We start from the raw sequence: 16,140 nt of genomic DNA, 5'->3' as shown, positions 1-16,140 counted from the left end.
CGCCACCTTGCCTCTGACACGCAACAGCCACACATGCCGGACTGCTTAGCGCTGAAGACCTTTCTGGACAAGGAATTCCAGGAAGTCGCTGTTCGCCGGCTCGAAGGCGTTATCGTCATGGAACCAAAAGTCGACGGCATCAGCACAGGCACCGTCGTTGACCTGGAATCCCCACCAATCCCCAGTACCGACCGGCGCTACAGCGACGAAAGCCGATGGGGTGCTCTCACTGACACTGATGAGGTCCTCCCGATCTTCTCCCGACACGGCCGGAAGAAGATCGACGAAGAGAAACTGCCCGCCGCCGTACCGCTTCATGAACTCTCGGTACTGCACAGGAAGCTTGACGCCCAGCGCTGTTTCCACTGCGAACAGTTGCTCTTCTGTGGCAGCGATGAACTCGAACATCTGCATCTCCGCCGGCAAGCCTGCTACCGATGGGCTACTCCGTACGTCGGCCAACCGCGCCTCGAAGTCCGTGAACTCCACGCCTTGTCTCCCTGTGGATCTCAGCCGGGCCAGTTGTCGAACCAGACCTCTGGTCCGTAGTGACCCCAGCCCTGCTCTTGCGAACGGTACCACCAGTGCAACTGCGTATCTTGGGTGCGCATCGGACCGGTGACACCTTGATTGCCGAGGTTTCGATGCAGGTCCGTGCCGGATCCACGATGGACCAACTGATCGAGTTCATGAATGGCCGAGCCCGGCATCTGATCCGCGTGGTGAAGCTCCAGGCGGTCGCCCAGATGGTTTGGCCGCAGGCCGTGAGCACCCCGGCCGATGTCACCCAACGTCCATGGTCCGATAGCACGAATCGGAAGGTCAGAGGGACCGGCCCCAGTACCGTCGACCCAGTCGATGACCGTACGGATCTTGCAGTTGTGAACGAGCAGGCCAGAAGCGCCGACGTAGTAGTTGTTGTCGTTCTCGACTGCGAAGTTGTAGACCGTGGTGGCTGTCTTGCGGTGGGTGATCGTGGCGATCACAGCGATCCCGCCGTCGCGCTGGAGGACCTTGTCTCCGGGCTTGAGATCGCCGGACTCCACCCAACCACGGTCAGGTGTGTAGAAGGGGTGTTCGCTGGTGACCGGGACTTCGCCCCCACCGACGAGTTTGATAGTCATCAGCTCGTCCGCCTGCTTGCGGAACAGCCCCGTGACCTTCTGCAGGTGGGACTTGCCGGTGACCTGGTCACGTGCCCAGACCTGATCGCCGACCTTGATCTCCTCGATCGGCTTGTCGCCTCCCGCGGTGGCAACCTTGGTACCGGCCGGGAAGCAGTTGCAACTGTCCTCGGCGGCTTCCTTGGTGGCCTTGCTGACGGTTTTGGCTTCTTTGGCTGCCTTGACGCCCTTGTTTGCGTACTTGGCGCCCTTGGCCGCCGTTGCCGCGTAGCCGGCTAAGGGGATGGCTGACGCCGCGGAGAGGGCGGCGTTGACGTAGTCGCCTTCGGCGGCGTACCAGGCTGCGTTGGCGAGGTCGGCTACTTCGCCGACCACGGGTATCAGGCCTATGACATCCAAGGCCGCATGGCCTAGGTCGCCCTTGTGGTCCTTGACCCAGTTGCCTGCTTTGGCGAGAGCCTCGGCGGTGGCTACTGGGTCGGACAGGGTTTTGACGACGTCGTGGACGATCGGGCCGACGGTGTCGACGGCCTTCTGGTACAGGTCCTTGACGCTCTTGCGGACGTCCTTGATGAGGTCCTTGAGGCTGCCGCCGCCACCGTTCAGGGGGTTGCCCTGGCTGAAGAGGGGCTTGGTGACGCCGGTGGCGTTGGGTTGAGGGGCGTACTTGACGGCCTTCTCCAGCTGCACCCGCGCCTTCACGGCGGGGTCCGGCTTCGGCTTCGGCTTGGGCTTGGGCTTCGGTTCAGGACCGGGGCCCTCGTCGTGGCAGTCGCCGCGCTGTTCGCAGGTGGTCTTGCAGTCGCCGCGCTGTTCACACGTCGTCTTGCAGTCACCGCGCTGCTGACACGTGCAGTCGCCGCGGTCTTCGCAGGTCTCCTCCGGCTCCGGGTCCGGGGTCGGCTGCTTGCACGGCGGGAGGGCCATCGGGGCGAAGCTGGCCATCAGCAGGAGATTGTCGTCGTCGCCACCACCGGTCCCGCCCCCGGGCGGCTTCGGCTTGCAGGGCTTCGGGATGATGATGACCTGGGCGGCGTTGCCGGTGGGGTCGGAGTTGCCGATCGGGTCCGCGTTGCCGTACGCGTACTTGTTCGCGGCCGCCGACGGCCCACCGGAGTACGTGATCGTGTCGCGTGAGTCGAACGTCCCCGACTCTGGGTCGTACCACCTTGCGCCCATGTTGACCTGGCCGGTGGCCGGGTCGCTCCAGTCGCCCTGGTAGCCGACGCCGTACGACAGGCCGCCGGAGGCCGTCTGCTTGCCGAACGGGTCGTAGCTGCGGGAGTCCGGCAGACCACCCAGTACGCCGTCCGCGGGATCGAAGCCGCCGACGACGTCGCTGTGGCCGTCCGAGAGCACCAGGCGTTGCGTCGCGCCCTGCGCGATCGAGATGATGTCGTCGCCGATGCCGCGGCCGTAGATTTGGGTGCCGTCGGCAACGACCTCGTCGGAGAAGCCGCTGTACTGCATGGTCGTGCCGTTGCCGACGACCGGGCGGTCCGCGCCGTCGTAGCTGTAACCGCGGCCTTCCTGCGAGACCATCCGGTCGAACGCGTCGAAGGTCATCGCGTCCGTCGTCGACCCGTTGGTCTTCGACAGCAACGTGCCGCGCGCCGAGTAGCTGTAGTCCGACGTCCCGTCGGTGATCAGCCGGTTGCGTTCGTCGTACCGGGCGGTCTTGCCGTCGACCTGGGTCCGGTTGCCGGCCGCGTCCCACCCGTACGACGTGGTCTTGCTACCGCTGGTCCACGTCTTGAGGCGACCCGCGTCGTCGTAGCCGTAGGTGTTGGCCGACGCTCCGGAGACGCCCGTCGTCGTCTTGCCGGTCAACCGGTCGTCGAGGTCGAAGCTGTACGAAACCGAACTGACCGTCGCGCCGGCCTGGTTCTTCAGCCCGTCGCTCTTCAGCCGGCCCAACGCGTCGTACTCGAAGGTGCGGGTGCGGCCCAGCCCGTAGCCGATCGTCTTCGGCGCACCGGCCGCGTCGTACCCGAACGTCTGCTGCGTCCGGCTGACGGGATCGGTGATCGAGCTCAGCCGGCCGTTGGTGTAGGAGAAGTCCGCGACTCCCGCAGCGTCCGTTCGCCGGACCAGGGCACCGTCGGCGTTGAAGGAGAACGTCGCGGACCCCGACGGCCCGTTGGCGCTGAGCATCTGCCCGCGGTCGTTGTACGTGTACGCGTTGTCCGCCCCAATGCTGTTCACCGAGGTGGCCCGGCCGAGCACGTCGTACCCGATCTTCCGCTGCGCGGCCGGTACGCCGGTGCCGCCGGCACCGTTCTCGTCGGTCATCCGTCCGGCCGCGTCGAAGACCCGGTCCCGTGTGACACCGCCGGGCGCGATCGCCTTGACCGGGTTCCCGGACGCGTCGTACGCCGTCGTCCAGGTCCGGTCCGCGGCGGCCGGATGGGCGACCGTCGATGGCTCGATCACGGACTCGGTCAGCCCGAGGCTGTTCAGTTTCGTGTACGTCGAGTTGCCGCGCCCGTCGGTGTACCGGGTCTGGTTGCCGGCCGCGTCGTACCCGAAGCTGGTCGCCAGCGTCTCCGTGGCGGAGACCGGCTCCTGCTGCGAGACCTGTCGCCCGAGCACGTCGTACGTGTAGGAAACCGTCGCCCCCACCGGCGGCTTCAGCGTCAGTACGTTGCCGTCGGCATCGGAGGTGTATGTCGTCCGGCGGATCAACGTCTGCGCCGCATCCAGGCTGTTGGACGCGACCAGGCGGTCCGCCAGGTCGTACGTCGACAGCTGCGTCCGGCCGAGCGCGTCCACCGACTCGATCTGGCGGCCGACGAAGTCGTACCCGAACTGCGCCGACACGTTCGCCGGGTCGATCGACCTGGTCGGCTGCCCGACGCTGTCGTACTCCGTCCTGCTGGTCGCACCCGACGGCGACACCGTGCTGAGCACCCGTCCGGCGTCGTCGTAGGTGTACCGGGTGACGAAGTTGTCGGTCACCGGCTTCCGCTCGACCTGGGTCGAGGTGACCACCCGGTCGAGGTCGTCGTACGTCGCCTCGGTGATCCCGCCGAGCGGATCGATCGTCTTCCGGACGTCACCGTTCCCGGTGTACTCGAACCGCCACACGGCCCGCTCGGCGTCAGTGCTGGTCGGCTGGTCACGGACCGTCATCCGGTCCTGCCGGTCGTACCCGAACCGCGTCGTCGCACCGCGCGCGTCGGTCACCGCGACGATGTTGCCGTTCGGGTCGTACGACGTCCGAACCTTCGGCGTGATAGCCGTCCCGCCCGGTGGCGTGTACGACGGACCGCTGCTCTCGACCGGTTGCCCGACCTTGTCGTACGTCGTCGTCCCGACGTTGCCCAGGGCATCTTTCGCCGTCACCGGCAGCCCGAACGCGTCGTACCCGACCGTGGTCACCGGAGCAGCCACGACCGCGGGTTGTCCGTCCGATTCGACCTTCACCTTCGGCTGGGTGACAACGTCCCGCCGCCCGAGCTCGTCGTACCCGTAGCTCGTAGTGAAGTCCGCCTTGACCGCCCCGGACTCGTTGCCGCGCGGCGGCGTGATGCCGGTCTGCAGGCTGCGCTGGTCGTAGGTCCAGCTGGTGGTCAGTCCCTTGGTCGCGTCCAGCCAGTTCGTCTGCGAGACCTGCCGCCCGAAGCCGTCGTAGCCGAAGGTGGTCCGGCGCTCGAGCCCCGAGACCTGCTGGTGGGTGTTGGAGAAGTCGCCGGTCTCGACCTTGCTGAGCACGTTGCCGCCGACGTCGTAGGTCAGCGTGGTCGCGCGGTCCAGCCCGCCCGGGTCCAGCGTGCTGGTCTTCACCCGGCCGGCCGCGTCGCGGGTGTAGGCGATCGTGGTCTTGCCGTTGTCGGTGACCTGGCGGATCAGGTTGCCGGCGCCGTCGTAGGTGTTGGTCTCCAGCACGAGGTTGCGCTTGCTGCCGTCGGGGTCGTGGAAGTCCTTCTGGATCCGGGACTTCACCAGCCCGTCGTTGTAGTACAGCGTCTCGGTGGTCCGGCCCATCGCGTCGGTCTCCCGGACCTGCCGGCCGACCGCGTCGTAACCGACCGACCGGACCACCTTGTACCCGGTGTCGTCGGTGCTGTCGGCATCGACCAGACGAACCTCGGCGATCTGGTTGCGCGCGGTGTACGCGTACTCGAACCGGTTGCCGTTGGCGTCGATCATCGTCGTCTGGTTGCCGAAGGCGTCGTACGAGAACTGCACCTCGCTGCCGCCCGCATCGGTCTGCCGGGCCAGCCGGTTGCGGTCGTCGAAGCTGTAACTGGTGACCCGAGGCTCGCCACCGCCGATCACGTCGACGGACTCCTGGCTGACCATGTTGCCGTCGTCGTCGTACGAGATGGTGACCCGCTGCTGGTGCCGGTCACCGGTGACCTTGTCGGTCGTGACCGGTCCGGTGGTGGTCTTCAGCCGGGACGCCGCGTCGTAGGTGAAGGTGGTGGTGACGCCGCTCGGGAAGGCGTCGGAGATCTGCGTCTGGCTGGTCTTCCGGCCGACCGCGTCGTACGCGAAACTCGTCACCAGGCCGGTCGGTGTCTTCACACTCGCCAGCTGACCGGTCGAGTGATAGCTGTACGTCGTGACCGCGCCACGGGCATCAGTCGTGGTGCGGACCAGTCCGGACGGCATCAGCCCGGTCGGCCCGACCTCGGTGCCGTCGGTGTAGGTGTTCCTGACCGTCCCCGCCTCGGTACTGGCCTGGGTCACCAGCTCGCCTTGCGGCAGGTAGGTGTACGACGTCTTGGCCGTGTTGTCCGTCGCGCTGGTCGCGCGGCCGTCCCGGGACTCGGTCGGCAGGCTCCACCGTGGGTCCAGTGGGTCGGTCAGGCCGGTCAGCGGGTACGTCGTGTAGCTGGTGTGGCAGTCGGTCGCGCCGCTGCGGCACGTGGTCCGCGCCGTGTTGTTGCCGCGGGCGTCGTAGGCGAGGGTCGCGCTCTCACCGTTCTCGTTGGTGGTCTTGAGCAGCTGCCCCGACTTGTCGTACTCGTAGCTGCGGACCGCGATGCCGTCCAACGCGTGCCAGTCGAAAATCGGGTCCTGCGAGCCGGATCCCGGGGTGACCACGCAGAACTGCGGGTCGTTCGGATCCGGGGTGTTGCAGGGGGTGGGAGTCGGCGTGGGCGTCGGCGCGGGAGGGAGATCTTCCTCGCGCGTCCCCAGCCCGTTCGGTACGCCGGCGCGCAGCAGCCAGCCGCCGATGCCGTCGTACTCGTAGAAGTACCGGCGGTCGGCCGGGTCGCGGACCTCCACGGTCCGGCGGAGGTCGGCCGAGTTCCCGGTGAGTGCCGGGGTGCCGACCTTCCACAGGCCGCCGTCGTCGTCGGTGAACTCGGCGATCCGCTCGGTCGCGGTGTCGTAGGTCGCCGACGAGACGACCTTGCCACTCGGTTGGGCGACGGTCGTGAGCTGGTCGGACGCGGTCCGGCCGAGCTTGTAGTGCGCCGCGACGACGTCCGCGCTGAGCGGCCTGGAGTACAGCGCGACCTCGTCGACCGCGCCGCTCAGGTAGTTGCGGGCCGCCGTGCCCCAGCCGGGCCAGGCGCCGGGGGCGGCGGCGAACGCCGCGCCGACCTGGTTCGCGACCATACCGAGGTGATCGACGTTACGGCCGGTGCTCGTGCCGATCAGCGCGCCGTCGACGTACAGGGTCTGCGTCGCGCCGTTCGAGCTGAGCGCGACGTGGTGCCAGTTGCCTTCGTCAACGGTCGTGGTCGTGCTGATCGGAGCCGCCGCGCCGTGCCAGAACTGGCCGCGCAGCTTTCCGTCGGTGCCGACGTACAGCACCGGCAGGCCCACGGTCGGCGCGCCCTCGATCGGGGCGTTCTGGTAGCCGAACAAGGGGTTCGTCCGGCCCTTGGAGACGATCCGGAACCACATCTCGACGGACTGGTTGCGGTTCTTGCGGACCGCGCCGTCCGGCAGCTTCAGGTACGACGGCCCGACCGTGCCGGTGAACGACGCCGCGGTGTCCCCGGACCCGGTCAGCCCACCGGCGACATTGTTGCTCACGCCCTTGAACGTGCCGTTGTCCTTGCCGAAGTCGACGGTCACCTCGCTGGCGGCCACGGTGCCGTCGTCGTTCATCCGGTAGTACAGCTCGGGCTTGCTGTCGGTCACCGAGGTCCGGTAGTGCGAGCCCTGCGCGAAGCCGTACTTCGTGCACTTGCCGTCCGGCCCGCACACCGAGGTCAGCAGCTCACCCGTGTAGGTGTAGGTCCACTTCAACGCGGCGCCGTCGACCGGTTGCGTGCTCACGGTGGCGATCCGGGTGCCGTTCCAGGTGAAGGTCAGCGACCGGTTGTTTCCTTGCTGACTGAGAACCCGGAGCAGCTTGCCGTCCGACCCGTACTCGAACAGCATCGGCTTGCCCCAGCGGCCCTTGATCTGGGTCAGCTTGCCGGACAACGAGAACGTGTAGGTGTTCGCGTTGCCGTCTTTGAACGTCCAGGTGCTGATCGAGGCGTCGAAGGTGAGACCGGCCTGGCGTGCGGTGGGCCCGACGTAGCTGCCGTCGGGGTTCTTGCCGAACCGGACCTGCTGGCCGTCGGGGTAGGTGATCAGCACGCTGCCCTCAGGCTCGGGCACCAGCTTGAGGTCGTACTTGCTCGACCAGCCGGCGCCGAACACCCCGGTCCGCCGCGGGTCGAGGCTGTTGTAGGTCCGTACGACGTCGAGCTCGGGCCCGGCGACCGGGATCGACGCGTCGACGGCGGACACCAGCTGGTTGCCGAGATTCGGGTCGAACGGCTGGTCGCCGCTGCCGGTCGGCGAGTTCGCCAGCCGCGAGGTGATCTCGGGCTGCGGCACGTCGGTGAGCAGCGACACCCGCTCGGGAGCCGGCGGCGACACGGTGATGCCACCGTTGAGGTCCTTCGCCGACAGCCGCCAGGCGTACTCCTTGTTCCACGACAGCCGCCCGGCCGGGACCGTGTAGTTGCTCGCGGCCTGGTACGGCGTACTCGTGCACCCGGTGAAGGTCCCGGTACTGGTCTTCTCGCAGATCTCCCAGCTGTAGGTGATCCCGGTCGGGTTCGCGTCGACGTCGAAGGCGCGGCCCCACAGCTGCGGGGTGAGCGTCTGCGTCCGGTACCCGTTGTCCGGAGACAGCTGGTCGACGATCGGCGGCAGGTTGCGGACCTCGATCGCGATCTTCGCCGGGCTGACCCGCTCGGTGGTGAAGTCGGGTCCGCCGACCTTCGTCATCGTGAAGTAGACCCGGTACTGCTTGACGCCGGTCCCGGCGCTCATCGCCTTGATCGACGCGTCGAGCGTGACGCTGGCGTTGCGCGCGACCGTGCCCGGCAGCCTCGCGCCGCGGTACTGGTACAGCTGCCGGTCGTTCAGGTCCGTGACGACGGTCTTCAGGTAGTACTGCGACGGTGTCCAGGAGGCCGCGCTCAGGTTCTTCACCCGGATCTGGAGCTTGCCCTCCTGGTTCTGCAGGACCGGCGGCTTCGGCTGGCCGAGCACCTGGTACGACGCGTTGTACTCCGAGTGCGTGACGAACAGCGTCGGCGGGTTGGTGATGTCCGAACCCGTACCGGCGATCAGCTTCCAGGAACCGTCGTCGCCGACCGGTCCACGCAGCGACAGGCCCTGGTTCGTGGCTGGGTTGGTGACCCAGCGCTGGACCAGGGCGGCGCCGGCCGCACCGAGGTTGAAGGCGATCGGAACCGGCTTGCACTTCGACGTGGTCTGCTGACTGGCGATGTAGCCCTGCGCGAACGACTGGGAGGTGAGCGCCGCACCGACCGCCGGCCCGGGGTACTTCAGGCTGGGATCCGGGGTCCACGCGCCGGTGACCGGGTAGACCGTCACCGGACGAGGCGTGCAGGACGGAGCGCGGAAGCTGCTCACCTGCAGCTGCGCACCGAAGATCGTGTGGTTCGCCAGGTCGGTCATCGGGAACTTCAGGTACGCCGCCGCGCGGTTGCCGCCCTGCCGGCCGACCATGAAGTCGGCGTTGCCGACATAGCTGCCGGTGTCCCGGACGGTGAGCGCCGCCGAGGACTCCAGCTCCTTGACCGTCGGGTCGATCCGGACCGGGTAGACCCGGCCCGGTGCGTCGAGCCAGTCGTTGGCCGGCGTCACCTTCAGCGCCTGGCCGCCGTCCTGGTCGACCAGTTCGTAGATCACGTCGCTGGACGTCGCCGCGGTCGCGTCGACCATGAACCCGGCCGGAATCACGGCCTTTTTGTTGCCCTGAGCATCGACCAGGACGACCTCGCGTCCCTCGAGCCGTGCCGTCAGCCCGTCGAGGTGCAGCGGGAAGACGAAGCTGCGCGCGGCCGACTTCGACCGCAGGATCACGGTCTCCTTGACACCGCCGGGCTGGGTGCTGAGCTCGAGGTCCGCGCCGTGCGCGACTCCGACGTACCGGACGGTGTCCGTCCCGGCCTGGACACCGGCGACGGGCCGGGCGCCGCTCAGGCCCCAGCCGACCTTCTGCCCACCGGCGAGCCGGACCTCGGCGACCGGCAGTCCGGCGGTGAGCTGCGCGGCCAGGGTGGACGTGACGCTGTCGCCCGTGCTCCGCCAGTCCCCACTGGTGCGGGTCAGCGTCGTACGGGCCGGTGACCAGGAGCCGTCCGGGCGCTGGAAGTTGCTGGGGGTGGTGGTGACTGCGGTCGTCTGCGTGCCGTCGGCGTTCGCGTACGTCGTCTCGTACCGCTTGCGCTGGGTCGGGATCTCCTTGCTGGTCCGGGCGTCGAAGCCTTTCGGGGTTCCTGGCGTCGTCTGCGGCAGGACCTTCACCGTGCTGGTCGGCGCCGGCGGCTTCTTCCCGACCCCCAGGTCCGGGAAGCGTGCTTTGAGGCTGGCCGGCACCGTGTGGTTGCGGTTCTCGCCGACCTCGTGCGGCTGGCCGTCCGCGGATCCTTCCCGCTGCTCGGGGGCCGGCTGCGCCTTGTGGTTCGACGGGGTACCGTCCGCGCCCCGCCGCTCAGGCACGGCGGCGGCGAAGTTGGCGGATCCGGCGCAGACGGCCGACGCCAGCAGCACGGCCAGGCCCTTGGCCGACCAACGACGAACGGCCCTTTTGTGGGCGCGCGAAAGCGATCCGGCCATGTGGAATCCCCTAGCGGAGTTGTCCTACTCGTCCCCCGAGCGACGACAACGCGAGGAAGTTAGCACCGCCACCACCGACTGGCCAGCGATCTGATGGCCGGTTGCAACTTGCTGCAGAAACCCTTCCGGACAAGGCGATCCCGGCTAGTCTGCGACCGACCGGCGGTCTCCCCTGACTCGCCGTTCTGCTGGAGCATGCGGCTCGGGGCGGGCATCTCGCATGCATCGTCCGAGTTCTGGATCGTCCGAGATCTGGGGGTTTCCCATGTTCCGCACCCTGTCCACCCGCCTGCTCGGTCGACGGCGGTTCGCCGCCGTCGCACTGACCGCCGGCCTGCTCAGCGCGGGTCTGTCCGCCGTGACCGTCCCGGCCCAGGCCGACGACGCCGACGCCACCTGTACGGCGGCGCAGAACGTCTTCGCGGTGACCGCCGCGGGCACGCTGATGCGCTACGACTTCAACGACCTGAGCAGCAGCGCCACGCCGATCCTGGCCCGCAACCCGGTCCAGATCGGCGGCGGAGGCTGGGACCAGTTCGGCAGGATCCTCGGCGGGCCGGACGGCTGGTTCTACGCGATCAGTGCTGCCGGCACCTATCAGTACCACTGGAACGGCAGCACCTTCGACGTCTCGTTCCGGCACCTCGGCAAGATCTTCGCCGGCTGGTCGCAGCCGGCCCGCAAGAACAAGATCACCATGGACGCCCGCGGTGACATCTACCTGATCGAGGACAACGGCCAGCTGAGCCGGTACCGGCTCGATCCGGCCACCAACACCTTCAGCGTCCAGCCGGTCGGCAACAGCTTCGGCAACTTCACCGCGATCACCGCCGTCGGCGACGGCGTGCTGGAGGCCGTGAGGAACGACGGGACGTTGCACCGGTACCACTTCGAGCCGACCAGCGACCGGTACCTGGACTACATCCAGACCGGCGCCAGCAGTTGGACGACGTACAAGACGATGCTGTCGCCCGGTGCCGACATCCTGCTCGGCATCGACGCCGCCGGGCTGCTGAGGCAGTACCGGTACAAGCGCGAGACCGACACCTTCCTCGTGCACGCCCGGCAGATCGGCACCGGCTGGCAGAACTTCCTGAACGTGTTCGCCACCTCGAACGCGTGCAAGCTGACCAAGTCGTACGTCCCGGCCACGCCGGCGGTGCCGCTGCAGAGCTACCCGCAGCTCAACGTGCTGCAGTCAGCCGACGGCGCGGTGGAGTTCGCCCACACCGACAACATCGGCCAGGCCAAGTGGGGGCACACCCCCGACCCGGCCGACTTCGGCGGCACGGCCTGGACCGCGCTCAACGGCCCGAACGCCTACACCGGTACGCCGGCGCTGGTCGAAGGTGCCGACGGCAAGCTCGACATCTCGATGCACAACATCAACAGCCGGATCCAGTCGAAGGTGCAGACCGGCGCGGACACACCGCTGGTCGGGGCCCTGCAGGACAGGTCGGGGCTGATGGCCTCGGACGCCGCCGCCGGGAAGTCGCCGGCGACGAACAAGCTCGCACTGTTCGCGGTGGCCGGCGACGGGACGCTGTGGGTCAAGCGGCAGTCCCCGCTCTCGGCAGGCTTCGTGCCCTGGTCGAAGCTCACCAGCCCGGTGCTGTCCGGGACGCCGGTCGTCGTGCAGGGGCCGGGCACCACGCTGACGGTGATCGTCCGCGACACGGCCGGCACCTTCTGGTCGGCGAGCTGGAGCGGTACCGGCCTCTCGGCGTTCAGCAGCCTCGGCGGGAGCAACTTCACCGGCAAGGTGTCTGTCGTCCGTTACCCCGGTGAGCTGCTGCGCGTGGTCGCCCGGGACGCCGACGGACACATCAAGACCCAGAAGCAGACCGTGTCGGGTACGACGTGGACCGGCACCTGGGACAGCGTCGGTGACCCGGCGCAGGTGTGGCCGGGACAGCCGTCCGCGGTCATGTCGCCGACCTCCGGGCTGGTCGAGGTCGTCGTCCGCAGTGACGACAACCAGATCTACTTCGCCCAGGAACTGATCCAGGGCTCGGGCCAGTTCCCGCAGTTCAAGGCGGTCCCCACCGGCTACGTGGAGGACTACCCCAGCGACCCGACGGCGTTCGTCTACACCGCCGGTACCACCCAGAGGTGGGCCATCGCGACGTACAACCAGAACTTCCAGGTCCGGGTCGCGACCACCAACCTGGTCGAGGGCTTCGCGGCGAAGTCCGCCAAGGCCGCCGACCCGACATTCACCACCCACAAGGTGTCCTGACCCCACGACCTGACGGGCGAGAAGGTGGATCACCGGGGCGGTGGTCCACCTTCTCGTTTCACAGACTCCGGTAGTGCTTCCGGGTTTCCGGTGGGAAGTGCTCGAGGGCGTAGCTGAGCATCGTGCGGGGCATCTTCGCGGCGTACTGGTCGAGGAAGGCGAGCAGCTCGTCGGGCGAGACGCGTTTGCCGGCTTCGCGGAGCATCCAGCCGGAGGCCTTGTGGATCAGGTCTTCGGGGTCGTCGAGGACCTGGGGGGCGAGGGCGTAGATGTCGGTGCTGTCGCCGGCGCGGATGAAGCGGTGGGTGGCGACGAGGGCGATCCGGCGGTCCCAGATCAGGGGTGAGCGGATCAGGGTGTGCAGGATGTCGCCAGGGCGGTCGAGGAGGTGGCCGCCGACGATCTCGGCGGCGCTGCAGTCGACCAGGTCCCAGTTGTTGATGTGCTCGGTGTTGCGCAGGTAGAGGTCGAAGATCGCGGCGAGGTCGGCCGGGTCTGCGGTGCGGGGTTTCAGTGCGCGGTCGGCGCGGTCGGCGAGCAGGCAGAGGACGGCGAGGCGGTGCTCGTGGACCGGACTGTGGAGAGCCTGCTCCAAGTCGTCCAGCGGAAGGTCAGCACGCCCGTACGGCTTGATGATCCCGCGCAGCGTGGAGAGTTTGACGCCGATCATCAGGTCGCCCTCGCCGTACCCGCCGGGCTTGACCTGGAAGTAGCGCGACAGGATCGCCGCCGTGCCGGCGTCCGCCGCGGCGTCGATCTCGGCCAGCAGGTCCGTGACGGTCATGGTCAGACGATCAGGCCGCCGCTGGCGCCCAGGTTCTGGCCGGTGAGCCACCGCGAGTCCGGGCCGGCCAGGAACGCGACGACGTCGGCGACGTCCGCCGGTACGCCGATGCGGCCGAGCGCGGCGAACGCGGCCGCGCGCTCGGCGGCCTCCGGCGGGTTGGCGTCGCGGAACATGTCGGTGTCGGTCGCGCCGGGCGAGACCACGTTGGCGGTGATCCCGCGGCCGCCGAGCTCACGGGCCGCGACCTTGGTGACCTGCTCGAGCGCGCCCTTGGTGGCGGCGTACAGAGAGATCCCGGGGCCCGGGACGCTGGTGTTCAGCGTCGACAAGGTGATGATCCGGCCGTTGTCGCGCAGCACTTCGCCGGCCCGTTTGATCGCGAAGTACGGGCCCTTGAGATTGGTCGCGAACATCTCGTCGAAGTCGTCGGGCGTGACGTCGGCCATCGACTTCACCATCGCCCGACCCGCGTTGCAGACCAGGATGTCCAACCCGCCGAGCGGCTCGGCCGCGGTCTCGAAGAGCGCGGGCAGCGCGTCGAGGTCGGCCTGATCAGCCTGTACGGCGTACGCCTGGCCGCCGGCGTCCTTGACCGCGGCGACCACCTCGTCGGCGGCCTGCCCGGACGACGCGTAGGTGAAGGTGACCGCGGCGCCGTCAGCGGCCAGCCGGCGCACGATCGCGGCGCCGATCCCGCGCGAACCGCCGGTGACCAGCGCGGCCTTGCCGTCCAGGACTCCCATCACAGCTCCTTCTGCAACCGCCGCATCGTCGAGATCTCCTTGGTCTGGGTGACGCTGACGTCCTGCGCGAGCTCGCCGATCCGCAGGTCGGCGCCCTTCTCGATCGCTGTGCCGCTCATCGTCACCGCGCCCTCATGATGCTTGATCATCAAGGTCAGGAACAGGGTGTCGAAGGCCTTGCCGGTGGAGTTCAAGAGCCTGGCCAGCTCGGCCGGTGTCGCCATCCCGGGCATGCCCGCGTGATCGGTGTGCTCGACGTGCTCCAGCGACGGCGCCTTGCCGCCGCGCTCGGTGAGCAGTTGCCGCATCGCCTCGATCTCGGGCTTCTGGCCGACCTGGATCCGGTCGGCCAGCGCCTTGACCCGCGGATTCGCCGCGGCCGTCCGGGCCTTGTCGGCCATCACCAGGGCCTGGCTGTGGTGGATCATCATGTCGCTCAGGAACGTCAGGTCGTCGGGATCGGTGGTGGCCGGCGACGACGGCATCGTGGCGAGCGTTCGATTCGAGCCACCCGGCGTACCGGGAACGATGACGGGGACCGTCGAGGTCGGCGCCGGAGCGGCCTCGGGCGTCGACGAACTGCACCCCACCAGGGCGAACCCCAGTACGGCGACCAGTGGCAGGGCGAAGTTCCTCACAGCACCTCACTCTTCGTGGCAAATCGCTTCCCCACAGTGTCTATCACGCATACCCTGAGCCAATCGATCGATTCAACAGAACAGAAGGGACCACGGCATGCGCCGCCCACGCACGCTCGCCCGTCTCAGCCTTTCCATAGCCCTGATCGCCGGTCTGACCGGCCTGGCCGGCGCCGCCTCCGCGGAGGTCCCCGCGCCGCCGGAGACCGGCGCGACCAAGAGCGACAACATCACCCACCTGGCCAGTGCGCCGATGACCGGGCCGCTGGCCGGCGGGGTGAACACCGACATCGCGTTCGCCGGCAAGACGGCGTACGTCGGCAACTACTCCGGCTTCGCGATCTACGACATCGCCAACCCGGCCAAGCCGGCGCTGATCAGCCAGGTCGCCTGCCCGGGCAGCCAGAACGACATCAGCATCTACGACGGCCTGCTGTTCCTGAGCACCGACTCGTCCCGCAGCGACAACTCCTGCCAGAGCGTCGCGCAGTCGCCGACGATCAAGGAGTCGTGGGAGGGGATCAAGATCTTCGACGTCAAGGATCCCCGCAACCCGCGCTACGTCGCGGCCGTGGAGACCAAGTGCGGTTCGCACACCCACACGCTGATCCCGGACAAGCTGAAGCGCTCGGTCTACGTCTACAACTCGTCGTACTTCCCGAACGCGACGTACCCGGACTGCCAGCCGCCGAACGACCGGATCGACATCGTCAAGGTCCCGCTGCGGCACCCCGAGCAGGCCGCCGTGGTGGCCTCGCCGGTGCTGTTCCCGGACGGCGGCTTCCCGGGCAGCGAGACCGGTACGGCGACCAGCGGCTGCCACGACATCACCGCGTTCCCGGCCAAGAACATCGCGGCCGCGGCCTGCATGGGTGACGGCGTGCTGCTGGACATCTCCCGGCCGGAGAGCCCGAAGGTGATCGACAAGGTGCAGGACTCGGCGAACTTCGCCTTCTGGCACGGCGCGACCTTCAACGGCGACGGCACCAAGGTCGTGTTCATGGACGAGCTCGGCGGCGGTGGCGGCGCGGAGTGCAACACCGAGGTCGGGCCGAACAAGGGCGCCACCGCGGTCTTCGACATCAGGCACCGCAAGCTGCAGTTCCGCAGCTACTACAAGATCGACCGGCACCAGGCCGAGAACGAGAACTGCGTGTCGCACAACGGCTCGCTGATCCCGGCCAAGGGGCGCGACATCATGGTCCAGGCCTGGTACCAGGGCGGTTTCTCGGTGTGGGACTTCACCGACTCCGCACATCCGAAGGAGATCGGGTACTTCGACCGTCCGCCGCGTGAGCCGGCGTCCTTCGGTGGGTACTGGTCGGTCTACTACTACAACGGCGCGATCTACGGCACCGAGGCGGTCACCGCCTTCGACGTGTTCAAGATCAAGGACCGGCGGACGGACTCCGCCGAACGGGTCAAGCTGAAGGAGCTCAACGTCCAGACCCAGCCCGCGTTCCGGCGCTGATTCGAGCGCATAGTTGCCTAAGCGCTTACATCACGCTCCGGGGTCACTGGCAGTACAGCCATTGTGACCCCGGAGCAATCCGGC

General features: G+C 68.1%; 7 protein-coding genes. 2 read left to right on the top strand and 5 right to left on the bottom strand.

Features of this window, described 5'->3' with window-relative positions:
* Positions 1-45: 45 nt before the first annotated feature.
* Together ACYVIO_RS09935 and ACYVIO_RS09930 are read right to left on the bottom strand one after the other, a co-directional pair.
* Positions 46-489 carry an SMI1/KNR4 family protein gene (locus ACYVIO_RS09935; protein ID WP_460650373.1) on the bottom strand — a complete coding sequence of 148 codons (444 nt, stop codon included), beginning with the start codon at positions 487-489 and terminating at the stop codon, positions 46-48.
* Between the two features lie 20 nt (positions 490-509).
* On the bottom strand, positions 510-10,178 hold the full coding sequence (locus ACYVIO_RS09930; RefSeq protein WP_460650372.1) for a polymorphic toxin-type HINT domain-containing protein: 9,669 nt from the start codon (positions 10,176-10,178) through the stop codon (positions 510-512).
* 265 nt (positions 10,179-10,443) lie between these two features.
* Between ACYVIO_RS09930 and ACYVIO_RS09925 the strand changes: the two genes are divergently transcribed.
* Entirely contained in the window at positions 10,444-12,417 is a 1,974-nt protein-coding gene (locus ACYVIO_RS09925) for a tachylectin-related carbohydrate-binding protein (RefSeq protein WP_460650371.1), read from the top strand.
* Positions 12,418-12,475: 58 nt separating this feature from the next.
* Here ACYVIO_RS09925 and ACYVIO_RS09920 read toward each other — a convergent pair whose 3' ends face one another.
* The 3 genes from ACYVIO_RS09920 to ACYVIO_RS09910 are packed head-to-tail and all read right to left on the bottom strand — an operon-like array spanning position 12,476 to position 14,585.
* On the bottom strand, positions 12,476-13,201 hold the full coding sequence (locus ACYVIO_RS09920) for a DNA alkylation repair protein (protein ID WP_460650370.1): 726 nt from the start codon (positions 13,199-13,201) through the stop codon (positions 12,476-12,478).
* Between the two features lie 2 nt (positions 13,202-13,203).
* Entirely contained in the window at positions 13,204-13,947 is a 744-nt protein-coding gene (locus tag ACYVIO_RS09915) for an SDR family oxidoreductase (RefSeq protein ID WP_460650369.1), read from the bottom strand.
* Entirely contained in the window at positions 13,947-14,585 is a 639-nt protein-coding gene (locus tag ACYVIO_RS09910) for a DUF305 domain-containing protein (RefSeq protein ID WP_460650368.1), read from the bottom strand. Before ACYVIO_RS09910 ends, ACYVIO_RS09915 begins: the two co-directional genes overlap by 1 nt.
* Before the next feature lie 97 nt (positions 14,586-14,682).
* Here ACYVIO_RS09910 and ACYVIO_RS09905 point away from each other — a divergent pair, with 97 nt between their 5' ends.
* Complete coding sequence (locus ACYVIO_RS09905; protein WP_460650367.1) at positions 14,683-16,056, top strand: LVIVD repeat-containing protein; 1,374 nt, start codon at positions 14,683-14,685, stop codon at positions 16,054-16,056.
* Positions 16,057-16,140 lie beyond the last annotated feature (84 nt).

This window comes from Kribbella endophytica (assembly GCF_054781295.1).
This window is presented reverse-complemented; position numbering and strand designations above follow the sequence as displayed.